Annotated in this window: 23 protein-coding genes, 2 tRNA genes and 2 pseudogenes; 13 read left to right on the top strand and 14 right to left on the bottom strand. The window is 34.4% G+C overall.

Going from position 1 to position 26,575, the window contains the following annotated elements:
* The first annotated feature begins 66 nt into the window (after nt 1-66).
* Nucleotides 67-1,119, top strand: a complete 1,053-nt coding sequence (locus tag BMW63_RS03965) for an NAD(P)/FAD-dependent oxidoreductase (RefSeq protein WP_074721472.1) — start codon at nt 67-69, stop codon at nt 1,117-1,119.
* A 5-nt stretch (nt 1,120-1,124) separates the two neighbouring features.
* On the opposite strand, the gene BMW63_RS03960 is transcribed toward BMW63_RS03965, so the two are convergent.
* Complete coding sequence (locus tag BMW63_RS03960) at nt 1,125-1,505, bottom strand: DUF983 domain-containing protein (RefSeq protein WP_074722040.1); 381 nt, start codon at nt 1,503-1,505, stop codon at nt 1,125-1,127.
* Nucleotides 1,506-1,578: 73 nt separating this feature from the next.
* Between BMW63_RS03960 and BMW63_RS03955 the strand changes: the two genes are divergently transcribed.
* Complete coding sequence (locus BMW63_RS03955; RefSeq protein WP_074721470.1) at nt 1,579-3,486, top strand: ABC-F family ATP-binding cassette domain-containing protein; 1,908 nt, start codon at nt 1,579-1,581, stop codon at nt 3,484-3,486.
* Nucleotides 3,487-3,685: 199 nt separating this feature from the next.
* On the opposite strand, the gene BMW63_RS03950 is transcribed toward BMW63_RS03955, so the two are convergent.
* Nucleotides 3,686-4,654, bottom strand: a complete 969-nt coding sequence (locus BMW63_RS03950) for an App1 family protein (RefSeq protein ID WP_074721468.1) — start codon at nt 4,652-4,654, stop codon at nt 3,686-3,688.
* Nucleotides 4,655-4,719: 65 nt separating this feature from the next.
* Here BMW63_RS03950 and BMW63_RS03945 point away from each other — a divergent pair, with 65 nt between their 5' ends.
* Nucleotides 4,720-5,589: a diacylglycerol/lipid kinase family protein gene (locus BMW63_RS03945; RefSeq protein ID WP_074721466.1), complete on the top strand. Its 870-nt coding sequence runs from the start codon at nt 4,720-4,722 to the stop codon at nt 5,587-5,589.
* A gap of 7 nt (nt 5,590-5,596) precedes the next feature.
* Here the strand turns inward: BMW63_RS03945 and BMW63_RS03940 are convergent, their stop codons facing one another.
* A complete protein-coding gene (locus BMW63_RS03940) occupies nt 5,597-6,745 on the bottom strand; it encodes a peptidogalycan biosysnthesis protein (RefSeq protein WP_074721464.1) in 1,149 nt (382 codons plus the stop codon).
* Between the two features lie 96 nt (nt 6,746-6,841).
* Between BMW63_RS03940 and BMW63_RS03935 the strand changes: the two genes are divergently transcribed.
* Entirely contained in the window at nt 6,842-7,120 is a 279-nt protein-coding gene (locus tag BMW63_RS03935) for a 4a-hydroxytetrahydrobiopterin dehydratase (protein WP_074721462.1), read from the top strand.
* Between the two features lie 8 nt (nt 7,121-7,128).
* Here the strand turns inward: BMW63_RS03935 and BMW63_RS03930 are convergent, their stop codons facing one another.
* A complete protein-coding gene (locus BMW63_RS03930; RefSeq protein ID WP_074721460.1) occupies nt 7,129-7,602 on the bottom strand; it encodes an Lrp/AsnC family transcriptional regulator in 474 nt (157 codons plus the stop codon).
* 280 nt (nt 7,603-7,882) lie between these two features.
* On the opposite strand from BMW63_RS03930, the gene BMW63_RS03925 reads away from it, so the two are divergent.
* Nucleotides 7,883-8,698, top strand: a complete 816-nt coding sequence (locus BMW63_RS03925) for a DUF1338 domain-containing protein (RefSeq protein WP_074721458.1) — start codon at nt 7,883-7,885, stop codon at nt 8,696-8,698.
* Nucleotides 8,699-8,732: 34 nt separating this feature from the next.
* Nucleotides 8,733-11,651: an FAD-binding and (Fe-S)-binding domain-containing protein gene (locus BMW63_RS03920; RefSeq protein WP_074721456.1), complete on the top strand. Its 2,919-nt coding sequence runs from the start codon at nt 8,733-8,735 to the stop codon at nt 11,649-11,651.
* 115 nt (nt 11,652-11,766) lie between these two features.
* Here BMW63_RS03920 and BMW63_RS03915 read toward each other — a convergent pair.
* Nucleotides 11,767-12,171 (bottom strand): annotated as a pseudogene (locus tag BMW63_RS03915) (DUF1761 domain-containing protein); the annotation flags it as partial.
* Between the two features lie 255 nt (nt 12,172-12,426).
* On the opposite strand from BMW63_RS03915, the gene BMW63_RS03910 reads away from it, so the two are divergent.
* A complete protein-coding gene (locus tag BMW63_RS03910) occupies nt 12,427-13,281 on the top strand; it encodes a leucine-rich repeat domain-containing protein (protein ID WP_074721454.1) in 855 nt (284 codons plus the stop codon).
* Between the two features lie 386 nt (nt 13,282-13,667).
* On the opposite strand, the gene BMW63_RS03905 is transcribed toward BMW63_RS03910, so the two are convergent.
* Both BMW63_RS03905 and BMW63_RS03900 read right to left on the bottom strand, forming a co-directional pair.
* Nucleotides 13,668-13,740 (bottom strand) — tRNA-Met (locus BMW63_RS03905).
* 34 nt (nt 13,741-13,774) lie between these two features.
* Nucleotides 13,775-13,847: transfer RNA gene (locus tag BMW63_RS03900), tRNA-Met, on the bottom strand.
* Between the two features lie 117 nt (nt 13,848-13,964).
* On the opposite strand from BMW63_RS03900, the gene era reads away from it, so the two are divergent.
* Nucleotides 13,965-14,846: a GTPase Era gene (era, locus tag BMW63_RS03895; RefSeq protein ID WP_074721452.1), complete on the top strand. Its 882-nt coding sequence runs from the start codon at nt 13,965-13,967 to the stop codon at nt 14,844-14,846.
* Between the two features lie 163 nt (nt 14,847-15,009).
* On the opposite strand, the gene BMW63_RS03890 is transcribed toward era, so the two are convergent.
* Entirely contained in the window at nt 15,010-15,507 is a 498-nt protein-coding gene (locus BMW63_RS03890) for a hypothetical protein (RefSeq protein ID WP_074721450.1), read from the bottom strand.
* A gap of 107 nt (nt 15,508-15,614) precedes the next feature.
* Between BMW63_RS03890 and der the strand changes: the two genes are divergently transcribed.
* Together der and BMW63_RS03880 are read left to right on the top strand one after the other, a co-directional pair.
* A complete protein-coding gene (gene der / locus BMW63_RS03885) occupies nt 15,615-16,925 on the top strand; it encodes a ribosome biogenesis GTPase Der (RefSeq protein WP_074721448.1) in 1,311 nt (436 codons plus the stop codon).
* 221 nt (nt 16,926-17,146) lie between these two features.
* A pseudogene (locus BMW63_RS03880) lies at nt 17,147-17,797 on the top strand (SDR family NAD(P)-dependent oxidoreductase); the annotation flags it as partial.
* Between the two features lie 152 nt (nt 17,798-17,949).
* On the opposite strand, the gene BMW63_RS03875 reads toward BMW63_RS03880, so the two are convergent.
* The 6 genes from BMW63_RS03875 to BMW63_RS03850 form a co-directional block, all read right to left on the bottom strand.
* Entirely contained in the window at nt 17,950-18,177 is a 228-nt protein-coding gene (locus tag BMW63_RS03875; protein WP_074721446.1) for a hypothetical protein, read from the bottom strand.
* Between the two features lie 220 nt (nt 18,178-18,397).
* Nucleotides 18,398-19,201, bottom strand: a complete 804-nt coding sequence (locus BMW63_RS03870; protein ID WP_074721444.1) for a TPM domain-containing protein — start codon at nt 19,199-19,201, stop codon at nt 18,398-18,400.
* Nucleotides 19,201-19,638 carry a TPM domain-containing protein gene (locus tag BMW63_RS03865; protein ID WP_074721442.1) on the bottom strand — a complete coding sequence of 146 codons (438 nt, stop codon included), beginning with the start codon at nt 19,636-19,638 and terminating at the stop codon, nt 19,201-19,203. The genes BMW63_RS03870 and BMW63_RS03865 overlap by 1 nt, the downstream gene beginning before the upstream one ends.
* Nucleotides 19,639-19,785: 147 nt before the next feature.
* On the bottom strand, nt 19,786-20,373 hold the full coding sequence (locus BMW63_RS03860; RefSeq protein ID WP_074721440.1) for a LemA family protein: 588 nt from the start codon (nt 20,371-20,373) through the stop codon (nt 19,786-19,788).
* 11 nt (nt 20,374-20,384) lie between these two features.
* Entirely contained in the window at nt 20,385-20,717 is a 333-nt protein-coding gene (locus BMW63_RS03855) for a MerR family transcriptional regulator (protein WP_074721438.1), read from the bottom strand.
* Nucleotides 20,717-21,694: a M23 family metallopeptidase gene (locus BMW63_RS03850; protein WP_074721436.1), complete on the bottom strand. Its 978-nt coding sequence runs from the start codon at nt 21,692-21,694 to the stop codon at nt 20,717-20,719. Before BMW63_RS03850 ends, BMW63_RS03855 begins: the two co-directional genes overlap by 1 nt.
* 320 nt (nt 21,695-22,014) lie before the next feature.
* Here BMW63_RS03850 and alaS point away from each other — a divergent pair, with 320 nt between their 5' ends.
* From alaS to BMW63_RS03835, 3 genes are all read left to right on the top strand, one after another.
* Nucleotides 22,015-24,651, top strand: a complete 2,637-nt coding sequence (gene alaS, locus BMW63_RS03845) for an alanine--tRNA ligase (RefSeq protein WP_074721434.1) — start codon at nt 22,015-22,017, stop codon at nt 24,649-24,651.
* Between the two features lie 291 nt (nt 24,652-24,942).
* Nucleotides 24,943-25,899 carry a GSCFA domain-containing protein gene (locus BMW63_RS03840; RefSeq protein ID WP_074721432.1) on the top strand — a complete coding sequence of 319 codons (957 nt, stop codon included), beginning with the start codon at nt 24,943-24,945 and terminating at the stop codon, nt 25,897-25,899.
* 2 nt (nt 25,900-25,901) lie between these two features.
* Nucleotides 25,902-26,522, top strand: coding sequence for a DUF4230 domain-containing protein (locus BMW63_RS03835; protein WP_074721430.1), 621 nt, complete (start codon nt 25,902-25,904; stop codon nt 26,520-26,522).
* Nucleotides 26,523-26,575: the final 53 nt, after the last annotated feature.

The raw sequence follows: 26,575 nt of genomic DNA, 5'->3' as shown, positions 1-26,575 counted from the left end.
CATTTTTAAGGTTAGTTCTTTTATTGTTCTTTCTTTGTGTTTTATTTTAACTATTACTTTTATAGTATGATTGATTATTTAATTATAGGTTCGGGTCTTGCTGGTATTGGATTTTCTGAAATTGCGTTACAGCATAATAAAACTATTTTAGTGATGGATAACAATTCTCAAAATTCTTCAAGGATAGCAGGTGGATTATACAATCCAGTAATTCTTAAACGTTTTAGTGAAGTATGGCAAGCACAAGAGCAGTTGGTTTTGATGAACGAGTTCTACAGTATTTTGGAAGATAAACTTAAAACTAAAGTCGATTTTAAGAAGCCTATTCTTAGGAAGTTTTTTTCGATTGAAGAACAAAATAATTGGTTTGCAGCGTCAGATAAATTAACATTGGCGCCATTTTTATCTACAGAATTGATTACGAAAAAATATTCGGGAATTGATTCTCCATTCAATTATGGAGAAGTATTACAGACAGGTCATGTTGATACGGCTGTTCTATTAAAAAAATATAAGAAGTATCTTTTGAGTAATAATTTATTCAGGGAAGAATCATTTGATTATGAATCGTTGCGTGTTGTGGGTAATGATATTCGATATAAAGATATTGAAGCAAGACATATTATTTTTGCAGAGGGTTTTGGGATGCATGCTAATCCTTATTTTAAGGATTTACCATTAGACGGTACAAAAGGAGAATTGTTTATTGTTAAAGCTCCTGATCTTGATCTGGACGTTATTGTAAATACAAGCGTTTTTATTTTGCCTTTGGGCAACGACCTTTTTAAAGTGGGTGCAACTTACAACTGGAAAGATAAAACAGATGTAGTCACAGCAGAAGGTAAACAGGAATTAATCGATAGAATTAAAGAAATTATTAGCTGTGACTTTACTATCGTTGAGCATTTTGCTGGAGTTCGACCAACAGTAAAAGATAGACGGCCCTTAGTAGGGACTCATTCGTTGTATGGGTCGATACATATACTAAATGGATTAGGTACAAGAGGAGTGATGTTAGGTCCCTCTATGGCTAAGGCTTTATATAATGCTATAGAAAATGATATTCCGTTGGATGCCGCAATTGATATAAAAAGATTTCTGCCGAAAGGACAGAGATAATTTTGTTATTGTTTAAAAGTGGGATCATAAGAGACAAACATATTAATGTATATATTTCTTGACCATCGTAATACAAGCGGAAATAGAACTAGAAGAGAAGCTATTATTGAAATAAAAGCTACTTTTAGAGAGGAATTCAATAGCACATACGAAATTACAAAGGCAGCAATTCCAATCGCTACATTTAGTCCGTAACTTACATACATAGCGCCGTAAAAAAACGAAGGTTCAATTTGGTATTTCAACCCACAATGGCTGCAATTTTCGTGCATTTTTAGAATATTACCCAAATGGAGTGGGTTTTGATCTAAATACATACTTTCTTTCTGACATTTAGGACAAGTTCCTGTTAAAATACTATATAGTTTGGATCCTTTTTTTAACATTTGCAAAAAATTTAATTTTTCCTTTTTTGGAGTTGCAAATTTACGCATTCGAAAAGGAATAAAATCATTATACATGCTTAATATACACAATTTATCTGTCTCGTTTGGGGGTTCTTATTTATTTGAAGAAGTTACTTTTAGATTAGGTGCCGGAGACCGTGTTGGTCTTGTTGGAAAGAATGGTGCAGGTAAATCTACAATGCTTAAAATTTTAGCGAAAGATTTTGCTCCTGATTCAGGAAGTATCGCACAGGAAAAAGAAGTGAGAATGGGTTTTTTGCGTCAGGATATTGATTTTGAGCAAGGAAGAACGGTACTGGAAGAAGCTTACGAGGCGTTTATAGATATTAAAGTTGTAGAAAAGAAATTAGAAGAAATCAATCATTTATTGGTGACTCGTACTGATTATGAAAGTGATGAGTACAGTCAAATCATAGAGGATTTATCTGATTATACGCATCGTTTCGAATTGTTGGGAGGATATAATTATGTTGGAGATACTGAAAAAATCCTTTTAGGTTTAGGTTTTAAAAGAGAAGTCTTTAATAATCAAACAGAAACTTTTTCTGGAGGATGGCGTATGCGGATTGAATTAGCGAAGTTATTATTGCAAGCTAATGATGTTTTGTTACTCGATGAGCCTACGAATCACTTGGATATTGAGAGTATCATTTGGTTAGAAAGTTTTTTACGTAACTATGCTGGAGTTGTCGTAATTGTTTCTCACGATAAGATGTTTTTAGATAATGTAACCAATAGAACAATAGAAATTTCATTGGGTAAAGCATACGATTTCAATAAGCCTTATTCTCAATATTTAGAGTTGCGTCATGAAATACGCGAAAAACAATTGGCCACACAAAAAAATCAAGCCAAGAAAATCGAGGAGACAGAAAAATTAATCGAAAAATTCCGTGCCAAAGCATCCAAAGCTTCCATGGCACAATCGATGATTAAGAAACTGGATAAAATAGAACGCATAGAGGTGGATGAAGATGACAATTCTGTGATGAATATTTCGTTTCCACTTTCTAAGGTTCCCGGAAGAGTGGTAATTGAAGCAGACCATGTTACAAAAAGCTATGGAGATAAAACCATTTTAAAAGACATTTCACTGTTGGTAGAACGTGGAAGTAAGATCGCTTTTGTCGGTCAAAACGGACAAGGTAAATCAACTTTCATTAAAGCGATAGTCAATGAATTTGAATATGAAGGAGATATAAAGTTAGGGCACAATGTACAAGTAGGTTATTTTGCGCAAAATCAGGCGGAGTATCTGGATGGTGAGATTACTTTACTTCAAACTATGGAAGATGCCGCTTCAGATACCAATCGTTCAAAAGTGCGCGATATGTTGGGTTCATTCCTCTTTCGTGGCGACGATGTAGAGAAAAAGGTAAAAGTACTTTCAGGAGGAGAAAGAAACCGTCTGGCGCTTTGTAAATTGTTATTACAGCCTATAAATGTGTTGGTAATGGATGAGCCTACAAATCACTTGGATATTAAATCTAAGAATGTTTTAAAAGCAGCGTTACAAAAGTATGAAGGAACTTTACTTCTGGTTTCTCACGACAGGGATTTTCTTCAGGGAATGTCAAACATTGTTTATGAGTTCAGAGATCAAAAGATAAAAGAATACTTAGGAGATGTTAACTACTTCTTAGAACAGCGTAATTTAGAAAATATGCGTGAGGTCGAGAAGAAAGATGCACTTAAAGCAGCGGCTCCCAAGGACAGTAATAAAGCTTCGTATGAAGAACAAAAAAAGGGGAAAGCGTTGCAGAATCGTTTGAGTAAAGTTGAAAGTCAAATTAAGCAAGTAGAAAAAGACATTCAGAATGACGACAAAATGTTAGCTTCAAATTACAATAAAAATATCGAAGATGCTTCTTTCTTTAAAGCATACAATAAAAAGAAAGCAGAGTTGGATAAATTACTTTTAGATTGGGAAAAAGTTCAAGATGAGATAGATAAAGCCTAATTAAGAGGTTGTTTTAGAATTTTTTAGGAGCTTTTTCCAGCTGTTCATTACATCCTTTCTGGTCTCGTTTATTTTTTTCTAAAGCCTAAAAGGAGCTTCCGTAGGTCGCTCTTTTAGTCTAAGAAAAAATATAACGAGGCTGTAAAAGGATTTCATTGTCATCTGGGCTATTGCGTCTTTGAACAGAATAAATTCTTTTTTATGAAATTAGACCTGTCTTCTTAGAATGTGAAATCGCTTGTGCACTATTTTTAAAATAGCACACTGAAACATCCAATGTTTCTAGGTTTTTCAGCACTTTAGCTACCTTGTCTTTTTTGTATTTTCCAGTTTGCCGTATATAAACTGCTGTCACGGTCATGGGGAAAATCTTGCTTATGGCTTCATATAAAAAAGGATCATGTTGAGAGTCATCTCCTATCAAGACATACTTTAAACTGGGATAGAATTCTAAAATGTGTTTTATTTTTTCAAACTTGTGATTGTGACCTCCTCTTCCCGACCATAAGAAATTAAATAGACTTGTTTTAATGTCTTTTAAAAGTAAAACAGCCTTAGGTAATTTGTGGATTTCTGTAAACAGCACAAGAAATCGATATAGATTCCACTCACTGCTTGAGACGTAAAAAAAAGCATTTAATTCCCCTACATGGGCTCTGCCTGAAGAACTTAAAGCTTGAAAATGTGGGACAACATCTTCAAAAACTTTTCTGGAGTTGACATTTCTGAATAAGAGATGGTATAATTTTTTAAATGGATTAAGGGTATACGAAACTAAAAATGTATCATCAATATCAGATATGATACCTAAATTGCCTATCCGCGGTCGGATGTAGCTTTCTTTAGTTACTATAGTTTCATTCTTATAAATGATACTTACTTCATAATCGATCCAGCCATAATCAGAACATTGTTCTAAAGGGATGCAAAATTTGAAGTAACCGTCAGCAAGCGTTTTTGTATGTATATTTATATCATTATGGACTAAGTATACGTCTGCATTTGCTTGTGTTTTAATTCGAAACAAACCGATTACTGACCGTGCATTTTTTAAATTTTTTGAAAGAAAATCGTATTCCTTTTTTTTTGTTGGTTTAAAAACATGTCCCATCACAATTAGTTCTTGCTCATTTGCATAACCACGATATAATTTTAGGATCGGTTTCATTTTGTTTACTACTTTTGAAGTCTGTTGAAAATTAATTATTTTTAATCAATAAAAGAAATAAAACGGTGAAAAATAATATTGTATTGATTGTGAACCCTGTTGCGGGAGGGATTGACAAATCAGAAATCATTGAAGCAACTTCGCTTTTTGCAGATAAGGAAGGGTTGAATTTTGTGTTGTTTACCACTACAGCTATTGATGATATTTCTAAAATAAAGAGCTTATATGATACATTCAAACCGGAAAGGGTTATTGTAGCCGGAGGTGATGGAACCATAAAATTAGTCGCTGAAGCATTGGAAGGCGTAGATGTTATTTTCGGAATAATACCAGCTGGTTCTGCTAATGGATTAGCTACAGATTTAAATATTCCTAAAAAACTGGAGGAAAGCCTGCCAATAGCTTTTCATTATGCATTTATGGAAATGGATATGATCGTTATAAATGATAAGAATAGTTTACATCTTAGTGATCTAGGATTAAATGCAGAACTCATAAAAAACTACGAGAATAGTGCTGTGCATGGAAAGTTAGGGTATGCTTTACAAGTTTATAATACGTTAGCCGATAAAGAAGAACCATTCACAGCCACAATTACTGCTAATGGTCAAATAATAGAATGTATAGCGCAAATGATAGTTATAGCCAATTCTAAAAAATACGGAACAGGTGTAGTTATTAATCCCGAGGGCATAATGAATGATGGAAAGTTTGAATTGGTAGTTTTGAAAAATTTGGATTTGAGCATTTTTGCTAAAATTATTACCGGTAATATACCAATCGAATCTGGAGATGTAGAAATTATTTCAACTGATCGAGCGAATATTAAATTGCATTCACCGGTAAGTTTTCAAATTGACGGGGAATATTGTGGTAGAGAAACAGAACTGAATGTAGCTATTTCTCCTTACAAATTAAAAGTTGCTATTCCTTGATGTTTCTTTATTTAAAGGGATTGCGTTGCTTCCATTCCATTTTAGGTTCAAAATAGCGAAAAGTTTTGGAGACGAACAGATTTAAAATAGGATTGCTATGTTGCATCATTCCAAACATATCCATGGGTTTTGCTCCCACAGAACTTTTAATTTCTAATGCTGTTCTAGCAAAAATAATACGGCTGTATCCTTTGTTAATGGAGAAGCCTATCATGTCGTAGAGCATGTTCAGGTATAACATTTTTTCGCGTTGGTAGAATTCGTCATAACCTAGAAAATAGGTATCAATATCAGTTCCGTTTTTTATCAGTGTATTGAATCCAATTAGTTCATCGCCAACAAAGTATCCATAAAAAAGAAATTTGTCTTTTAATACTGTTTTTAAAGTTTTAAAATGATTTTCAGTTAAATAAAAAGTATTGAACGGCGCGTTCTTAGCCACATTCATATACAATTCAAATATTCTTTCATTGTAATTCGTGATTTCTTCAAGAGATAACTTCCTTTTCGAAATTCCTTCCGCTTTTTTTCGAGCTCTTTTGTATTGATCGCGGTATTTTTTAGATAGGTCCGCTATATAATCATCAAAGCTAGACCAGGAATTCCTAATATTGAAAATCATATTAGGTTGGGTTGTAAACAGGAAAAACAATTTAAACTCGGGTATTTTAAAAAACGAAACTCTTTCTTCAGCAAAATCTTTAAAGATTGTAAGATGTATTTTTATACCGTTTGCGTGGAAATTAATCTTTAACTCCTCAGTCGCTTTTTTTAATAAAGCTAATCCTTCTGATGCTGGCAATTTTGACCCGAAACACCATCCGTTTTGACCAGTCAGCATATTGTTACCCATCACTAGGACATTCGAACTGAAATTTTTAAAGACAAAGTCGCGTACTATTGTTTTTAGACAGTGATCTCTTTCTCCAAAGGAGTTTAGCTCACTTAAATTGATATACTGCGTCATTGCTATCCCAACTAATTGGTCATTAAGAAAAAGTCCGATAAAATGACACTGCATATTTTTTGGAGCCGAAACAGCTAATGTCTCTAAGTAAGCACGAGAAAGAAATAGGTTGTTTGCCGCCAACGAGTCCCAATCTGAAGGAATATTTTTAACGGAAGAATAAATTTGAAAGGAAAAAGGAGAGCTCAATGGATCTAAAAATTAGGATTGGTCTAAATTAATATATTAAGTTAAATTGCAATGCAATTAGGCAAATTTTAACTAATTTTAATAAAAACAGGAATCATGAATGTATACAATGAAATAACTGCTCAACCGATATTAAAAGATCTAAAAGACTGGAAGTTTAATGATAGCGGAATCGAAAAGAAATTTCTTTTCAAGAATTTTAGTGAGGCGCTTGGTTTTATAGTTCAAGTGGGGATTTTAGCTGAGAAACAAGGGCACCATCCCGAGCTTTTCAATGTCTATAATAAGGTTAATATTCGCTTGTCAACTCATGATGCAAACGGTTTGACGGATAAAGACTTTAATTTGGCGAAAGCCATTGAAACACTATTTTAATCTATGCTTTATAATAAGGAGATATTTTTATGGAAGGCAGATCCAAAGGAAATGAACGAATCTGTGCTACCCACACCTTCAATATTGTGTATAGTTTCATAAAGTACCTTTCTAAACTCTTCATTATTGGCGGCCACAATTTTTAAAAACAAAGCGTATTTGCCTGATACAAAATGACATTCCACAACTTCGGGGATCTCTTTTAATTTTTCGGCTATGGAATAGGCAAATCGTGCCTCCTTGGTTGCGATTCCCGTATAGGTAATCGTTTCATATCCAATTTTTTTTGCATTCAACTGTATTGAAAATCCACTTATTATTCCTGTGTCCTGCAGCTTTTTTACCCGTTGATGTACTAAAGAGTTTGAGATCTTCAATTCTTTTGCTATTTCTGAGTATGCCATGCGTCCGTCAGCACTTAGCATTCTTATGATTTGTTGATTGATGTAATCAATATTTTCGTCAAGGCTGTTTTTAGGCATATTTAATTTGTTTATTGGATAGTTTGAAAGTATGTTTTTCGTGCCCGAAGTAATTAATTATTAGGATTTAAAAGACATAGTTAAAGTAAGAATCATAATCTATTAACCGATTGAAATACAGTTTTGATTATAAACAAGGAAACCCTACGTGTAAATAATGTCAAATTTACACTTTTACAGTATTAAAATATCATAAAATTTATAAAAGAATATGTCTAGTGTCGATTTTGTTATTTAGGGTGTAAATTTGTGTCATATTTATTAATTAAAAATTTGTGTTATGAATAAAGATCTTCTACTGTCAAAATTATGGGAACAATACATGAGTATCACCCCATCTGCCAAAAAAATCCATGCGTTGCTGGAACAAAATGGCGAAAAAATTGAAAATGACCATATTGCCATCAGAACATTTAATGATATGCGTGTGAATATTTCTGTATTAGAAAAACCATTTGTAAATGCAGGATATGTTGCTAAAGGCGAGTATTTTTTCGAATCTAAAAAACTGTATGCAAAACATTATGAGCATGCTACTGATGCTAACGCACCAAGGATTTTTATTTCAGAATTAGAATTAGAAAATTGTTCTGAAAGTTTACAAAATTCGGTTAAAGTGCTTTTAGATACGTGTGATCAAAATGTTTTTGAAAAGGAAGACTTAGTTTTAAGCGGTGCAGTTTGGAATGCAAATTCGTATAATGCTTATGCTTCTTTGTTAGAAGAGTCTGAATATGCTGCTTGGATGTATATATATGGTTTTAGAGCAAACCATTTTACAATTAATGTTAATGCTTTATTGAACTTCAAAAATTTAGAAGAGTTAAACACTTATTTGAAAGATAATAATTGGAAAATGAATGGTTCTGGTGGAGAAATTAAAGGGACTCCTGAGCAATTACTAGAGCAATCTAGTACATTAGCTGACTTGTGTACTATTAATTTTGATGAAGGTGCAAAAGAAATTCCTTCATGCTATTATGAGTTTGCGCTTCGCTACCCAATGGAAAACGGAGAGTTGTACCAAGGTTTTATTGCTGCGTCTGCAGATAAAATATTCGAAAGCACAGATGTAAAATTGCAAAACCTTAGTTAAATAGGTTTTTTTAAATTGATAAATATATAGCATAATGAATCTTCAAGGTTTAGCAGATCAAATAGAAGGGAAATTGTTTTTTGATGAGACCATGCGTACGCTTTATGCTACAGATGCTAGTGCTTATCGAGAAATGCCGCTTGCTGTGGCAATACCTTCAACTAAACAGGATATTCAAAAAATTATCCAATTTGCCCGCGACAATAAAACTAGCGTTATTCCCAGAGCTGCTGGTACTTCACTCGCGGGGCAGGTTGTAGGAGGCGGGATAATAGTAGATATTTCTCAGGATTTCACCCAAATACTTTCAGTTGACAAAGGGAATAAAACAGCTTGGGTTCAGCCAGGAGTGATTCGCGACGAGTTAAACTTACATTTAAAACCATATCAGCTGTTTTTTGGTCCGGAGACTTCCACTAGTAACCGTTGTATGATTGGCGGAATGGTAGGGAACAATGCTTGTGGTGCCAGATCCGTGATTTATGGCTCGACAAGAGAACATTTGTTGGAAATAAAAGGGTTTTTGGCTGATGGAAACGAGGTGACATTTGGAGCATTGACTAATGAAGAGTTTGAAGACAAATGCAACGGAATAAATGTGGTTAGCGAACTGGAGCAGAATATTTACCTTCAGGCGAAAACCATTTTATCAAATCAGATTAACAGGAATTTATTCGATGAAAATTATCCTAAAAAATCAATTCCGCGCCGCAATACGGGTTATGCACTTGATTTATTAGCAGCTAGTAATCCTTTTGGGGGTTTTGACGAGAAATTTAATTTCTGTAAGCTAATCGCAGGATCGGAGGGAACCTTATTTTTTTCGACCGAAATAAAACTGAATCTAGTAGATGAATTAAAACCATTTTCAGGATTAGTTTGCGTGCATTTTGATAGTATCAACGAATCTTTGCAAGCAAATTTAGAAGCCTTAAAATTCCATCCTGATAGTGTGGAATTGATAGATCATTATATCTTAGATTGTACCAAAGAAAATATCGAGCAAAGTAAAAATAGATTCTTTGTTCAGGGTGACCCCAAAGCGATTTTGGTGGTCGAATTTTTGCGTGATTCTAAAGAAGAAATTCTAACCATAGCCGAAAAAATGGAAGCTCAAATGAGAGCCAAAAATCTAGGGCATCATTTTCCAATTGTTTTTGGAGAAGATACCAATAAAGTTTGGACGCTAAGAAAAGCAGGCTTGGGATTATTGTCTAATATACCAGGTGACGCTAAAGCGGTTGCAGTTATAGAAGATACCGCCGTAGATGTAAATGATTTACCGGATTTTATCGAGGATTTTAATGCAATTTTAAAACAACGTAATCTGAATTGTGTGCATTATGCGCATGCTGCAACAGGCGAATTGCATTTGCGTCCTATCATTGATTTAAAAACCAAAGAAGGTGCAGCGCTTTTTAGAACCATTGCGACTGATATTGCGCATCTAGTGAAAAAATATAAGGGGTCATTAAGTGGCGAGCACGGTGATGGTCGGTTGAGAGGAGAATTTATTTCGTTAATGCTAGGCGAGGAGATTTACCAGCTTTTTAAAGATATAAAACACACTTGGGATCCTTGGAATGTGTTCAATCCAGGGAAAATAGTGGATACACCACCGATGGATAGTTCGTTGCGTTATACCGCAGGTCAAGATACGCCAATGCCAGAAACTTATTTTGATTTTTCGGAAACTAACGGAATTCTTCGTGCTGCAGAAATGTGTAATGGATCAGGAGATTGCAGAAAAACAGAAAAAAGTGGTGGAACCATGTGTCCAAGTTATATGGCAACACGTGATGAAAAACACACTACCCGTGCCAGAGCTAATATGCTTCGCGAAACCATAACGCATTCCGATAAACAAAATAAATTTGATAGTGAAGCCTTGCTTGAAGTGTTAGATTTGTGTTTAAGCTGTAAAGGATGTAAGTCAGAATGTCCTTCGAATGTGGATATGGCGAAACTAAAAGCCGAAACGTTGCAGCAATATCATGATAAGCATGGGGTGAAATTCCGCTCTAGATTAATTGGAAATACACCTACAATAAATAAACTGTTTGCTAATTTTCCCGGAGTTTATAATTTTTCGACAAAAGGAATTTTAGGTATGGTGATTAAGAAAATGACAGGTTTTGCAACGGAGCGAAATTTACCCACGATGCATAAAATCACCTTTGCCAAATGGTTTAGAAGTTATCCGCAATATGGTAATTTTAATAAGCCAACGGTGTACTTGTACAACGACGAATTTTTAAATTTTTATGATGTAACTATTGGTCAGACAGCGGTAAAGTTATTAAATCAGTTGGGCTATAAAGTGATAGTTCCAGAAATCGGAATTAGCGGAAGGACTTATTTGTCTAAAGGAATGGTAAAAGTAGCTCGGAAAATTGCTGAGCAAAACATAGCAGATTTTAACATAAGCATCCCAGAAGATGCTATTTTAATCGGTATCGAGCCATCGGCGATTTTAAGTTTTAGAGATGAATATCCTGATTTGTGTCGTGGGAATTTGAAAACAAAAGCCAAGGAATTTGCGAATCGTACTTTTTTAATAGAGGAATTTTTAGCTAATGAAATGGAAGTGGGTAATATCACTGCCAGTTTGTTTACGGATGCAGAAGAACGCATTCGAATGCACGGACACTGTTTTCAGAAAGCATTATCATCTTTAGTGCCGCTAAAAAAAATATTATCACTGCCTAAAAACTATTCTGTTCTTAATATTCCAAGTGGTTGTTGCGGTATGGCGGGTTCGTTTGGATATGAAAAAGAACATTATGAAATTTCTATGAATATTGGAGAGCTCGTTTTGTTCCCGGCCATTAGAGCAGAAGAGATTACAACTTTAATATCTGCTTCTGGAACCAGTTGTCGTCATCAAATTGCTGACGGAACGGGACGTCATGCATTACATCCAGTGGAGATTTTGTTTAATGCTTTAAAGTAGTAGTTATTCTATTATGGTGCAGTCCGACATAAATGAAAGTTGAACGCGAGGCTTTTGCAAATTATCATAAATCCCATTCCCTTTTAATAGGGAGATGGGATTTATATATGTATTATTAAGTCCAAGCGCAAATTATACCACCCATTAACATAAGGCAAACAATCCAAAAACCACCATTTATTAAAGTGTATTTCCAACTTCTTTTTTCGAATAACGCATTGGTTCCAATAATTGGCAATGCAATAAACAAACCAGCGATAAAACTGTGAAGCAGGCCGTGTTTAAATGTGCGGAAAGCAGTTCCGTAATCAGCCATAAAATTCGCATAAGAAGGTTTTGCTAAAGCAGGGTCACCACTAATCTTGCCTACTGCACCCCATTGATGAATAACTAAAAATTGAAGAGTCAGCGCAATTAGAAAAGCATAAAATACCGCCATTCCAAAAATTAAAGCCATGTTGCCTCCTTTGATTTTATCCTCGGTCATGCCGGCTTCTTTCATCCAGATTGTTCCAAAAGCTTTTGGATGATATCAGACAAAACCGACCAATAATGTTGATATGGCGGCAGTTAATAGTGCTATAAAATTGATTTCCATAACGTTATTTTTTGAGTTAAAAAAAATGTAACATTTATTTTATAAATTGCATAAATCAATTTAATGTAAGAAAATTATATTTTTATAGTATAATATCATGTATTTCGTCGATTTTATTTGTCGATAATCTATGTATTGTGTATATTTAATCATTCGAACAAGTATAAATTCAAGGTTATGAAAAATATTTTTACTCTACTACTAATGGGTTTGGCATCAATTTCAATGATGGCCAAAGTCTCAGTCTCAGATAAGACAGTGCTTTTGAAATTGTATACGGCAACAAACGGAGCTAATTGGAACACCAAATGGGATTTATCTTCTCCTGTATCAACTTGGTATGGAGTTGTTTTGGAAGGGGATAAAGTGGTATCAATAAATCTAGCAGATAATAATCTTGTTGGAGAAATACCAAATGAAATCGTGAATCTTACGGATTTAAAAGAATTGAATTTACATAAAAATGTATTATCGGGTCTAATACCATTTGCTTTAGGAAATTTAAAACAACTAGAAGTTTTAGATCTGTCATTTAACAGATTGACTGGGACTATTCCATCTTCAGTAGGAGAGATGAATAATTTGGTTACTCTTCAACTTTATATGAATAGACTTTCTGGAGAATTGCCAGATCAAATTGGAAACTTGAAGCATTTAGAGACTTTGGCTGCTTTTAATAATGAATTGGAGGGTGAAATACCAAATTCACTTTATGGCGTTTCTACATTAAAGGTATTGCTTTTGAGTAGTAATAAGTTAAGTGGTAAATTAAGTGCTGAAATTGCAAATTTAAAAGGGCTTGAAAACTTAAGCTTGTTTGAAAATAATATGGATGGACGAGTTCCGTATGAGTTAGAAAAATTAAGCAATTTAAAAGAAATGAATATTTCTTATAATCAATTTAGTGGTTTAATATCAAGAAAATTAGCCTTGTTGGATACTTTAAATATGACAATGGTTAATGACAATGGTGTAGCAATTTTATTAGATGTTTCGTTTGATATTGAAAGACCTATCGTTTCTGAAGATTAGAATTTGCGTAAAATAAATTTTAGTTGCTCTAAAGTGGTTTTTATTTTTAATTGGTTTAGTTACTTCAAGCCCATACTGCTCCTGCATCATGGGTTTTTTTATACGAATAAATCTCGCTAGCAGAATCGTTATGAAGTATTTGATTTTAAGGAAATATGGGATATTCTTTGTCGTTCAAGTAGAAAGCGTGTTAGTCTTTTATTTTGAGCGCAGTAGTTATAATTCTATTCTCTCCCAAGTTGGTTCTTTAGTTGTTTTGTCTTCTTGGGCTAACTGATGTATTACTCCGTAGGTTTGCGCCTTGATTCCTAAAAAATCTCCCACGATTCTTTTTATCTATAGGTATAAATAAAAAAAAGCTTCACATTGCTGTGAAGCTTTCTTAGTAGCGGGAACTGGACTCGAACCAGTGACCTTCGGGTTATGAGCCCGACGAGCTGCCTACTGCTCTATCCCGCGATGTGCGTTTTTAATCTCAATAAAATTAACTTAGTAGCGGGAACTGGACTCGAACCAGTGACCTTCGGGTTATGAGCCCGACGAGCTGCCTACTGCTCTATCCCGCGTTGTTTCGGGTGCAAAGGTACAACGAATTTTATCATTTGCAACAAAAATTTTAAAAAATGTTTTATTTTATCTATTCACTTGATATAACTACCTTTGTAAAATAAATAATATATTAAATGTCACATAAAGCAGGTTTTGTAAATATCATCGGGAATCCAAACGTTGGGAAGTCCACATTAATGAATGCCTTTGTAGGGGAAAGATTGTCTATCATTACGTCTAAGGCACAAACGACTCGTCATAGAATCCTTGGGATCGTAAACGGAGAAGATTTTCAAATGATTTTGTCTGATACGCCGGGGATCATTAAGCCCGCGTACGAAATGCAAGCATCGATGATGAACTTTGTAAAGTCCGCTTTTGAAGATGCTGACATTTTAATTTACATGGTAGAAATAGGGGAGCAAGACTTAAAAGATGAAGCGTTCTTTAATAAAATCATTCATTCAAAAATACCTGTGTTATTATTGTTGAATAAAATTGACAATTCTAATCAGGAACAATTAGAAAAACAAGTGGCTTTTTGGACGGAGAAGGTGCCTAATGCAGAAATATATCCTATATCTGCCTTGCAGAATTTTAATGTTCCAGAAGTTTTTCAAAGAATAATTTCACTTTTACCAGAATCACCAGCCTATTATCCAAAAGATCAACTTACGGACAAACCAGAACGTTTCTTTGTAAACGAAACCATTCGGGAGAAAATTTTATTGAATTACAGCAAAGAAATTCCATACGCAGTCGAAATTGTAACAGAAGAGTTCTTTGAAGATGAAAACATCATAAGAATCCGTTCTTTGATTATGGTAGAGCGTGAAACTCAAAAAGGGATTATTATTGGACATAAGGGAGCTGCACTAAAGAAAGTAGGGATGGATGCTCGTGCTGATTTAGAGAAATTCTTTGGAAAACAAATCCACATCGAACTGTATGTAAAAGTGAATAAAAACTGGAGAAGTAACGTGAACATGTTAAAGCGTTTTGGTTACAACCAATAAGCTTGTTGTTTATCGTTTTGATTCGAAATTAAGAGTAAACAGTAAGAAACATAGCGTTTAGTTCCGGCAGATCTTATAATATGAAAAATCAATATTAGAATTCAAATTTTGATATTGATTTTTTTTTGCTCAATTCGATCGGGATCAAATATATTTTTAATAATTAGGATGCTAGAATCTTTAAGAACAGGGTTTCTAATTCATTCATTTGATCATGACCATTTTCGCGGATTTGTTTTGCAATAAAATACAATAGGAACCAGGAAAATACCATAAGTCCAATAACTATAAAATCGAATGTCATGCTGTTTTTTAAAACATAGTCGGAGTAGGCTATTCCGCTAAATGTTAGAAAGATTCCCGCAATTATAAAATGAAGAAACATGAAAAGAGTCCATAAGGTGGGGTCGGGGCCAAATAATCCTCTTATATGTGTTTCGTTCTCATTTTTCGGTTCCAATTCTAAATGTAAATGCGGGGAATAGTAGGATCTTTTGTTGTCTTTTATATTTAGCCAAATGTGGGTACCACCCGTTTTTACAGAATAATCGTCGCAGTTTGATTTTTTATAATCTTCAAATTTTTGAAGTACTATGTCTGTGTTTTCTGGAACATCTTTGTAAAATCGTAAACGAAGTCTTAATTCATTATTGGTTTCCATAGTAGTAAAGTTATATCTGTTAAAAAGGTAAGGATGTGCTAATATATCAAAAAAATTGATATTGACGGGATTAAACACTACCTTTGCAAAATATTGAAATTAGTATTATGAATAACATTGTTGCGATAGTAGGAAGACCTAATGTAGGGAAATCAACCCTTTTTAATAGGCTGATACAAAGAAGAGAAGCTATTGTAGATTCAGTTTCGGGAGTTACCCGTGACAGAAACTACGGAAAAAGTGAGTGGAACGGAAAGGAATTTTCTGTAATCGATACGGGAGGATATGTACGTGGCTCTGATGACGTTTTTGAAGGCGAAATCCGTAAGCAAGTAGAATTAGCCATCGATGAAGCAGATGTTATTATATTTGTTGTTGATGTCGAAGAAGGGATTACTCCAATGGATGATGCTGTTGCGAGACTATTGCGTAAAGTGACTAAACCGGTTTTACTTGCTGTAAATAAGGTGGATAATGCGATGCGGGAAAAAGATGCGATTGAATTCTATAACTTAGGTCTAGGAGAATATTACACTTTTGCAAGTATTTCAGGAAGTGGAACTGGGGATTTATTGGACGCATTAATTGATGCATTTCCTATAAAACCAGAACCAACACAGGAAGAAATCGAATTGCCTCGTTTTGCAGTAGTAGGAAGGCCAAATGCGGGAAAATCAAGTTTTATCAATGCATTAATTGGTAAAGACAGATATATTGTTACTGATATTGCGGGTACTACTCGGGATTCTATTGATACAAAATTTGACCGTTTTGGTTTCGAATTTAACTTGGTTGATACTGCTGGAATTCGTCGTAAGGCCAAAGTAAAAGAAGATTTAGAATTTTATTCTGTAATGCGTTCGGTGCGTGCCATCGAGCATTCTGATATTTGTATCCTGATAATTGATGCAACTCGTGGATTTGAAGGTCAAGATCAAAGTATTTTTTGGTTAGCCGAAAAAAACAGAAAAGGTGTTGTTATTCTTGTTAACAAATGGGATTTGGTCGAAAAAGAAACCATGTCAACAAGAGACTATGAAGAAAAAATCAGAGAAGAGTTAATGCCATTTACGGATGTGCCTATTCTTTTTGTTTCTGCATTAACTAAACAACGTTTATTGAAAGCATTGGAAGCAACTGTAAAAGTGTACGAAAGTAGACAACAACGTATTGCAACTTCTAAATTCAATGAATACATGTTGAAAGTGATTGAAGCGTATCCACCACCTGCAACAAAAGGGAAATATGTAAAAATCAAATATTGTATGCAATTGCCAACGAAAACACCACAGTTTGTGTTTTTTGCTAATATGCCACAATATGTAAAAGAGCCTTACAAACGTTACCTTGAAAATAAAATCAGAGACAACTGGGACTTCTCTGGAGTACCAATTGATATTTACATTAGAGAGAAATAATTTTTATTTCCATATTTATAACAGAAAGTTTATCGAGTTAGTCATAACTCGGTAAACTTTTTTACATTTATAATAAAAAATGGCATCTATAAATAATAAAGTAGTTTGGATCACTGGAGCTTCCAGCGGCATCGGGGAAGCTTTGGCGTATGAATTAAGCCAAAGAAACTGCAAACTTATACTTTCCTGCTCGTAATGTTGAAAATCTCGAACGTGTCAAAGCAAAATGTTCGAATACCGAAGTCGAAATTCTTTCGTTTGATTTGGCAGATTTCAATAATGCCAAAAAGCATGTTGTAAAAGCCATTTCTTTTTTTGGGAAAATTGATGTCCTAATCAATAATGGTGGAGTGAGTCAACGTTCACTTTTAGTTGACACTGATTTTGAGGTAGACAAAAAACTCATTGAAGTAGATTATTTAGGAACGGTTGCTATTACAAAAGCGCTATTACCGCATTTTATTTCGAATAGAAAAGGACGTTTTGTAACCATAACCAGTTTGATGGGAAAATTTGGTTCTCCATATCGTTCTGGTTATTGCGGAGCGAAACATGCGTTACATGGCTTTTTTGACGTGTTGCGAATGGAGCATCAAAAAGACAATATCAATGTCACAATCATTTGTCCGGGATTCATACAAACGAATGTCGCAGTAAACGCACTGACGGGAGATGGGTCAAAACAAAAAAGTAACGATCAAGCAACCCTGAACGGTATGCCGGTATCGGTCTTCGCTAGAAAATTAGTCAAAGCTGTCGAATCTAATTCGTTTGAATCTTATATAGGAGGAAAAGAAGTGCTGGGCATTTATTTAAAACGATTTTTCCCTAAACTGCTTCATCGTCTTGTGCTAAAAAGTCAAGTAAGATAATATTTTTATGTTTCTTTTTTAGACGACATAAAAATATAAGGGGAACATTACTTACGGAGAAAGCCAATTGAAATTTACTGTAACATTGACTAGTAAAAAAATCCCGAGAAATCGGGATTTTTTTAATTAGGCAAATTCTACTAGTTTTATCTCTAGTCATCTAAAGTATTCATAGGATGATCACCGTACCAATCCTTAAACGTTTTTGTAGTGGTGTATTTATCAGTCAGTACCGTGTAAACCATAAATAGAATTAATAATTCTCCAAAAATAAGTAAACTTAGGAGTATGGGTACTACTATGTCAGTTAGACATAAACCGGCAAAAACAAATACAAATGCTGTGGTAAACCACACGACTTTTATTGCGAAATTTTTCATGGCTTTTTTCTATTAAATTTACAATTAATAGTTAAAAAATATAGTTAACTAATTGGTAATCAATTATTAAAATTTAGAATAACCTACAAAGTCTAAGTGACCAAGAAATAAGTCCATATAAATTACTTTCTGCGTTGTGGTAAAAAATCAAATAGAGAATAACCATAAAAAAAAGCTGCAAATTGCAGCTTTTTTTATAATTGAATAGAGTGAATCTTGTTTACCAACTTCCTCCAGAACCTCCTCCAGAAAATCCGCCGCCGCCAAATCCACCACCGAATCCGCCGCCGCCAAAACCTCCTCCAGAAGATCCACCTCCAAAACCTCCGCCTCCGCCTCCACGGCCAAGACTGCTTAAGAGAATGACATCCAGTAAACTGGGTCCACCGCCACCGCGATTACCAGAGTTACCACCACCTTTATTTTTTGAAATCAATACAAGAATGATAACAATAATAATGATAAAAGGTAAAATAGGAAAATCTTTTCCTTTGGTTTGCTTTCGCTCTCCTTTGTATTTTCCTTTAAAAACATCAAATAGCGCGTCAGTTCCTTTATCTAAACCATTATAGTAGCTTCCAGCTCTAAATTCGGGTAATATAATATTTCGAGTTATTTCACCACCAATTCCTGCTGTTAGGCGATCTTCAAGGCCATAGCCAGGTGATATCCATATTTTTCTTTCGGCTTTAGCCAATAAAATAAGGACTCCGTTATCATCCTTTTGAGTTCCTCCAATTCCCCATTCTTGTCCCCATTTTGGTGTTAGTATACCTATGTCTTCTCCTTTTAGGCTTTCAATAGTAATAACTACAATCTGGGTAGTTGTGGTATCCGCATACTTAACGAGTTTTTCTTCTAACTGTGTTTTTTCTGATGCACTTAATACATTGGCATAATCATAAACACTAGTTTGAAAATCGGGTTTCTTTGGAATTGTAAATTGTGCAAACCCTATTTGCGTTATAAAAAGACCAATAAGTAAGTGTAGTAAAAGGGTTGTATTCTTTTTTTGTAAAATCATTATCCTTTAGATATTTCGTTTGATAGTTCATTCGTGTCATCTTCAGACCACGGAAAATGTTTCTTAAGTTCTTCGCCTGCTCTTAGGATTCCGTCAATTAATCCTTGTTTAAAATTACCGTTTTTAAAATGAGCAACCATGATATCTTTCGTACTATCCCAGAACGTATTAGTTACAATATCATTTATCCCTTGGTCACCACAAATCACAAATGTTCTGTCTTTCACGGCAAGGTAAATTAAAACCCCATTTTTAAGTTCAGTTTGGTCCATTTTTAGTTCGTTAAAAACTTCAAGTGCACGATCATAAGGATCTAAAGCAGTCGTTTTCTCGAGATGCACTCTGATTTCTCCAGAGGTATTTTTTTCGGCCACACGAATAGCTTCAACAATTTCTTGTTCTTCTTCTTGGGTTAAAAAATCTTCTACTTTTGACATGAGTTGCTTTTTTATTTAGAATTAATAGATAAAGAGGGCTGATTCATTTTAAAATAATAAACCATTAAGAAACAAGATTCATTATTTCTTAATAATCTAAATTCCTTAATGGTTTATTTTAAAACTGCCCTTTTTAATTTAGGGGATTTAGAATTTTACTTCAACTGGTTTTTCAGCACCTACAACAGCTTCGAAATATGGTTTTTCCTTAAATCCGAACATACCTGCAAAGATTGAGTTTGGGAAAATTTTGATATGATTGTTGTATGGTTTTACCGCTTCGTTAAAACGCGTTCTGGCTGTAAGAATTTGATTTTCTGTACTAGCTAATTCATCCTGTAATTTCAAGAAATTTTGGTTTGCTTTTAATTCAGGGTAACGTTCTACACTAACCAACAATCTGGAAAGAGAACTGCTCACGCCGCTTTGTGCTTGATTGAATTGTGCTAATTGTTCCGGAGTGATATTTGTAGGGTCAACAGTAACCGAAGTCGCTTTGGCACGTGCTTCAATAACGGCAGTCAAAGTACTTTTTTCGAAATCAGCAGCACCTTTTACAGTATTCACTAAGTTTCCGATTAAGTCATTTCTTCTTTGATAAGAAGTTTGAACATTACCCCAGGACTCGTTAATTCCCTGCTCGTAAACTACAGCAGTATTATTGATTCCTTTTACATAGCTGTATATTCCGATGATAACAACGGCTCCGATAATCCAAGGCAAAAATCTTTTCATGTTTGTTTAATTTAAAGTTGATTTTTAATATTTGTTAATTGTGTTCTTATTGTTTCTAATTTTCGGATAATTTCAAATTTATCCAATGTTTTCTTCTGTCCTTCTTTCAAATGTGTTTTAGCCCCTTCTAAGGTGAACCCTCTTTCTTTTACCAAATGATAAATAAGTTGCAGGTTCTTAATGTCTTCCGGAGTAAACATTCTATTCCCCTTAGCATTTTTCTTTGGTTTCAGAATATCAAATTCATTATCCCAAAACCGAATCAGCGAAGCGTTTACATCAAAAGCTTTGGCGATTTCACCAATGCTATAATATCTTTTATCTGGTTGTAGCTCTATGTGCATTAGTCTAATGATTGATTTTCCTGGTTCGCTAATTTTGAAATGGCAACATATTCCACTGCCGAAATGTTTCCATAATAAAAATTAAGCGGATTAACTACTTTACCGTCTTTGTGTACTTCATAATGTAAATGTGGACCTTCAGATCTACCTGTACTTCCCACATAACCTATAATGTCTCCTCGTTTCACTCTTTGTCCCGCTTTGACATTGTATTTGCTTAAATGGCCATACAAGGTCTCGTATCCATAACCATGCCTAAGGACGATATGATTCCCGTAACCGGAAGCCCTGTTGTCCGCTTGTGCTACAACTCCGTCTCCAGTTGCAAAAATAGGTGTGCCTTGTTTAGCCGTAAAGTCCATCCCCTTATGCATTTTACGGGCTTTAGTAAATGGATCTGTCCGGTATCCAAAACCAGAAGCCATTCGTTTTAAATTTTCGTTCATGACAGGCTGAATGGCAGGAATGGCAGACAATAATTTGTTTTTGGCTTTTGCCAGTTTTAAAATGTAATCGAGCGACTTAGATTGTATAGCCAATTCTTTGGTAAGAACATCTACTCTTTTTGTTGTATTAAGTACCAGCTGCGTATTGTCATAACCCTGTAAAGCAGCATATCTATCTTCGCCACTAAATCCTGATTTGCGTTCTTCTTCTGGTATCGGCGCTGTGTTGAAATAAGTTCGGTATAAATTATTATCCCGTTCTTCAATCGCTTCAATTACATTGTCAAGCTGATCCATTCTTTTGTCTAAAACGGCGTAATTCAATTTTAAATTGTCATTTTCACGAATTAGTAGCCGGTCTTTCGGTGTGTCAAAGTAAGGTGTGTTTAATAAAAGCACAAATATAAGTGAGCCAAACAATGCCGAAGCCACTAAAAACAAGGCGGCAAAACCAAATTTCCATCTTTTTTTTGTTTTTATTTTTCTATACGCTAGATTTTCCGAATCGTAATAATATTTTACTTTCGCCATATTTTAAAATACCCTATTTTTGCACATTGTAAAATGTAAGATGAACAAATTTAATAAATGTTTCATTTGTTCTCGCGTTTTTTCAATAATAAATAAAATAATGTGCCTATTCCAGCTATTCGTTGCAAGTTCTCGTTTAGTAATCGTTTTTTCTAATGATACAGCAGGAGCTTCCGCTGGTCGCTCTGCCGTTTCAAGAAAAAAATGATTACTCAATCTCGAAGCTTTCCACTACTATCTGGGGCATGAAATGCTTTAGAGCAATACATAAATAAAAAAACTTTGTGCCTTAGCGCCTTAGTGGCAAAAAAAATAAAATAATGAAATCACAAGACGTACGTAAACAATTTTTAGACTTTTTTGAAAGCAAAGGACATTTAATTGTTCCTTCGGCACCCATAGTACTTAAAGATGATCCAACCTTGATGTTTAATAACTCAGGAATGGCACAGTTTAAAGAATATTTTTTGGGTAATGCCACACCAAAAAGTAATAGAATTGCCGACACTCAAAAATGTCTTCGTGTTTCAGGAAAACATAATGATTTAGAAGATGTAGGGTTTGATACCTATCACCATACTATGTTCGAGATGCTAGGTAACTGGTCTTTTGGTGATTATTTCAAAGAAGAAGCCTTGCCTTGGGCTTGGGAATTTTTAACCGAAGTTTTAAAATTAGATAAAGACCGTTTGTATGTTTCTGTTTTCGAAGGAAACGAAGCAGAGAATGTGCCTTTTGATCAAGAAGCATTTGATATTTGGAAACAGTTCGTTCCTGAAGATCGCATTATCCTTGGAAACAAAAAAGACAATTTTTGGGAAATGGGAGACCAAGGACCATGCGGACCATGTTCTGAAATTCATATCGATTTGCGTACTGATGAAGAAAGAGCGGCAGTTACAGGTAGAAGCTTAGTTAATGCGGATCATCCACAAGTCGTTGAAATTTGGAACAACGTATTTATGGAATTCAACCGTAAAGCCGATGGTTCTCTTGAAAAATTACCGGCACAACACGTAGATACCGGAATGGGGTTTGAGCGTTTGTGTATGGCAATGCAAAATACTACTTCAAATTATGATACGGACGTGTTTACACCGCTTATTGAAAAAGTGGAGGAAATTACAGGATTGAAATATACTTCGAACGAAGTAAAGGAGATAAGTGAAGATCAAAATAAAACCAATATTGCGATTCGTGTAATTGTGGATCACGTGCGTGCAGTAGCTTTTGCTATTGCCGACGGACAATTGCCTTCTAATACTGGAGCGGGATATGTAATTCGTCGTATTTTGCGTCGTGCAATACGTTATGGATTTACTTTTTTGAATACCAAAGAACCTTTTATATTTAAGTTGGTTGCTGTTTTAGCGGACCAAATGGGAGAGTTTTTCCCTGAAATCAAAAAACAACAAGGCTTAGTAACAAATGTAATTAGAGAAGAAGAAACTTCTTTTTTGCGCACACTAGATCAAGGGTTACAGTTGTTAGATAACGTAATTGCTACAAATCAAGGAAAAGAAGTGCCGGGAGCAAAAGCATTTGAATTATACGATACGTTTGGTTTTCCAATCGATTTGACGGCTTTGATTCTGAGAGAAAGAGGTTTCAGTCTGGACGAAGCTGGTTTTGATAAAGCCATGCAAGAACAAAAATCACGTTCTCGTGCTGCCTCTGAAGTTTCAACAGATGATTGGAAAATTTTAGTAGAAGGAAATACAGAAACTTTCGTAGGTTATGATCAAACAGAAAGTGAAGCAAAAATTACCCGCATTCGTAAGGTGGACTCTAAAAAAGAGGGTGTGATGTACCAAATCGTTTTAGATAACACACCGTTTTATCCTGAAGGTGGAGGACAAGTGGGAGATAAAGGGGTTTTAGTTTCGGCAAATGAAACCATCCAAATTATAGATACTAAAAAAGAGAATAATTTAATTCTGCATTTCACTAAAAAATTGCCGGAGAATGTAAACGGTGGTTTTGTAGCTAAAGTAGATAGTAAATTAAGATCAGATACTACAAAAAATCACTCTGCGACCCACTTGATGCATCAGGCATTGAGAAGCATATTAGGAACACATGTGGAACAAAAAGGATCGTTAGTAAGTCCAAACCATTTGCGTTTTGACTTTTCTCATTTTGCAAAAGTGACTGATGAAGAACTGCAGCAAGTAGAAGACTTCGTTAATGCTAGAATTCAAGAACAATTACCATTAATAGAGCGCAGAGATATTCCTTTCGCGCAAGCGGTAGAAGAAGGAGCGATGGCTTTGTTTGGTGAGAAATATGGAGATCATGTTCGTGCAATTAAATTTGGCGAAAGCATGGAACTTTGTGGAGGAATTCACGTGAAGAATACTGGCGAAATCTGGTATTTCAAAATCGTTTCAGAAGGAGCTGTTGCTGCAGGGATTCGACGTATAGAAGCGATTACTGGTGATGCAGTTAAGGTCTTCTTTGCTTCTCAGGAAAATGCATTGAACGAGATTAAGCTTGCTCTGAAAAACCCGCAAGATGTTATTAAAGCGGTAGTTTCAGTACAGGAGGAAAATGCCAAATTAAAAAAGCAAGTAGAGCAATTAATTAGAGATAAAGCAAAAGGATTAAAAACAGAATTGGCGCAACAAATCCAAGAAATAAACGGAGTACAATTTCTGGCAGTACAAGTAGATCTTAACCCAGAAGGAGCTAAAGATTTAGCTTATGATTTAGGGAATTTAGGAACTAATATGTTTTTGGTTTTGGCTACAGCCGAAGAAGGAAAACCAATGTTAAGCTGTTATATTTCTAAAGAATTAGTAGCTGATAAAAGCCTAAATGCTGGACAAGTGGTTCGTGAATTAGGGAAGTACATACAAGGTGGAGGAGGTGGACAACCTTTCTTTGCTACTGCAGGTGGAAAAAATGTGGATGGAATTGCAGAAGCTTTAAACAAAGCGGTGGATTTTGTAAAATAGTTTTTCTTACTCATTAAAATGACTAACCCTTTCCTTTTGCGCAGGCAAATCGAAAGGGTTTTTAAATCACAAATAAAGATTCTAAATTAAATTTTAATTGCTCAATAAACTAAAAAGGAATTTATATCTTAGAAGAAGATGTTGATGAAAATAAATTATATTAATGAAATTTAACTGCTAAGTTGATTTTAATTTATTTGATGAACTCAAGAACATTGTAACGTTTCTGGGTTCATTTTTTATTTCATAGAGATCAAATTTTGTATTTTTGAAACGATTTAATATAATCCTATGAATTTCAGAACTCAAATACCCATTCCTAAAAGTACTCATTCGATAGATTACAATTCGAAGATTATGTCTTTGGGCTCTTGCTTTGCGGTAAATATGTCAGAGAAACTGCATTATTTTAAATTTCAGAATTTCTGTAATCCGTTTGGAATTTTATTTCATCCGCTGGCAATCGAAAAATTTATTGCCTTCGCTGTTGCAGAAAAAGTATTTACGGAGGCCGATATTTTTTTTTACAATGAACGCTGGCATTGTTATGCTGCACATTCTGATTTAAGTAATGCTAATCCACTTGAGTTAATAAATGATTTGAATAAAATCATCCAATTAACTTGGAAACAGCTAAGCGAAGCTTCACACATCATTATAACGTTTGGGACGGCTTGGGCATATCAAAATATTGAAAGCAACGCGATCGTTGCCAATTGTCATAAAGTTCCTCAAAAACAGTTTAAGAAAGAACTGTTGGCGATAGATATAATTCAAAAAAGTATTCAAAATACAATCGATTTAATTCATTCAATTAATCGGGAAGTAAAAATCATTTTTACGGTTTCACCAGTGCGACACATCAAAGATGGTTTTGTCGAAAATCAATTAAGTAAGTCCCATTTAATAGCTGCTATTCATCAAGTTTTGATAACAGAATGCTACCAACTGAAAACGGAATACTTTCCCAGTTATGAAATCATGATGGATGAACTTCGGGATTATCGTTTTTATAACGAAGATATGTTGCATCCCAGCCAGGTTGCGATTGATTATATTTGGAAACGTTTCAAGGAAGCTAATATTTCAGAAGCCGCTTTAGTTGCAATGGAGGAAGTAGAAAATATCCAAAAAAGTTTATCTCATAAACCTTTTAATCCTAGTTCAGAAAGTCATCAAAAATTTGAAGCTAAACTAAAGGATAAAATTACTACATTGGTCTCTCAATATTCATTCATGAAATTTTAATTATGCTAAGAAGATTACTTATTTTTATGGCAATGATAGTCGTCGTTGTATTATTGTTTAAATATTGTGAATTCAAGAAAGAGGACGATTCAGGAATAGATTACAATACGAGCTTGATACAGCAACAAATTGTCAATGTAGGTAAACTAGTAGTAACGGAAGGGCATTTTTCTGAAGTGATTACATATAAGAATCAGGAAAAATACCTAATGGGAATGCTTACATTCGATAAAAAGGCTTTGATAGTCGTTAATGCAGATGTAACTGTCGCATATGATTTGCATAAAATGAAATATGATATTGACGAAAAAAACAAAATGATTTCCATTTTATATATTCCAAAAGAGGAAATTAAAATTAGTCCAGATATTCAGTTTTATGATGTAGAACAAAGCAAGCTAAATCCTTTTACCGGAGATGATTATAATAAAATTAATAAATCAGTAAAAGCAAATCTGGCCAAAAAAATAGAAAAGTCAACACTTAAAACAAATGCTCAAAACAGGTTAGTTAGCGAGTTGTCTAAGTTCTTAATTCTTACCAATAGTTTAGGATGGACATTAAAATATGAGGGGGTTGTAATTGAAAGCGAAAAAGATTTTGGACAGAAAATAAAATTGTGACGCGTTTGCAATTTGTTTTTCGATTCAATAAAAAGGGTTTAAACAGTAGACTG

The sequence above is a fragment of the Flavobacterium frigoris genome, from assembly GCF_900111075.1.
Taxonomy (GTDB): domain Bacteria; phylum Bacteroidota; class Bacteroidia; order Flavobacteriales; family Flavobacteriaceae; genus Flavobacterium; species Flavobacterium frigoris.
The sequence above is the reverse complement of the archived record's forward strand: the minus strand, read 5'-3'. Positions and strand labels throughout refer to the sequence as shown.

Bases quoted from the DNA above. Each gene is read 5' to 3' on its own strand.
- BMW63_RS03870 (WP_074721444.1), bottom strand. From the start codon at position 19,201: ATGATTTTACAAAAAAAGAATACAACCCTTTTACTACACTTACTTATT.
- BMW63_RS03935 (WP_074721462.1), top strand. From the start codon at position 6,842: ATGAATGTATACAATGAAATAACTGCTCAACCGATATTAAAAGATCTA.
- BMW63_RS03865 (WP_074721442.1), bottom strand. From the start codon at position 19,638: ATGTCAAAAGTAGAAGATTTTTTAACCCAAGAAGAAGAACAAGAAATT.
- BMW63_RS03840 (WP_074721432.1), top strand. From the start codon at position 24,943: ATGAATTTCAGAACTCAAATACCCATTCCTAAAAGTACTCATTCGATA.
- BMW63_RS03925 (WP_074721458.1), top strand. From the start codon at position 7,883: ATGAATAAAGATCTTCTACTGTCAAAATTATGGGAACAATACATGAGT.
- BMW63_RS03955 (WP_074721470.1), top strand. From the start codon at position 1,579: ATGCTTAATATACACAATTTATCTGTCTCGTTTGGGGGTTCTTATTTA.
- BMW63_RS03850 (WP_074721436.1), bottom strand. From the start codon at position 21,694: ATGGCGAAAGTAAAATATTATTACGATTCGGAAAATCTAGCGTATAGA.
- BMW63_RS03965 (WP_074721472.1), top strand. From the start codon at position 67: ATGATTGATTATTTAATTATAGGTTCGGGTCTTGCTGGTATTGGATTT.
- era (WP_074721452.1), top strand. From the start codon at position 13,965: ATGTCACATAAAGCAGGTTTTGTAAATATCATCGGGAATCCAAACGTT.
- BMW63_RS03855 (WP_074721438.1), bottom strand. From the start codon at position 20,717: ATGCACATAGAGCTACAACCAGATAAAAGATATTATAGCATTGGTGAA.
- BMW63_RS03950 (WP_074721468.1), bottom strand. From the start codon at position 4,654: ATGAAACCGATCCTAAAATTATATCGTGGTTATGCAAATGAGCAAGAA.
- BMW63_RS03860 (WP_074721440.1), bottom strand. From the start codon at position 20,373: ATGAAAAGATTTTTGCCTTGGATTATCGGAGCCGTTGTTATCATCGGA.
- BMW63_RS03910 (WP_074721454.1), top strand. From the start codon at position 12,427: ATGAAAAATATTTTTACTCTACTACTAATGGGTTTGGCATCAATTTCA.
- BMW63_RS03890 (WP_074721450.1), bottom strand. From the start codon at position 15,507: ATGGAAACCAATAATGAATTAAGACTTCGTTTACGATTTTACAAAGAT.
- BMW63_RS03835 (WP_074721430.1), top strand. From the start codon at position 25,902: ATGCTAAGAAGATTACTTATTTTTATGGCAATGATAGTCGTCGTTGTA.
- alaS (WP_074721434.1), top strand. From the start codon at position 22,015: ATGAAATCACAAGACGTACGTAAACAATTTTTAGACTTTTTTGAAAGC.
- BMW63_RS03875 (WP_074721446.1), bottom strand. From the start codon at position 18,177: ATGAAAAATTTCGCAATAAAAGTCGTGTGGTTTACCACAGCATTTGTA.
- BMW63_RS03920 (WP_074721456.1), top strand. From the start codon at position 8,733: ATGAATCTTCAAGGTTTAGCAGATCAAATAGAAGGGAAATTGTTTTTT.
- BMW63_RS03930 (WP_074721460.1), bottom strand. From the start codon at position 7,602: ATGCCTAAAAACAGCCTTGACGAAAATATTGATTACATCAATCAACAA.
- BMW63_RS03960 (WP_074722040.1), bottom strand. From the start codon at position 1,505: ATGTTAAAAAAAGGATCCAAACTATATAGTATTTTAACAGGAACTTGT.
- der (WP_074721448.1), top strand. From the start codon at position 15,615: ATGAATAACATTGTTGCGATAGTAGGAAGACCTAATGTAGGGAAATCA.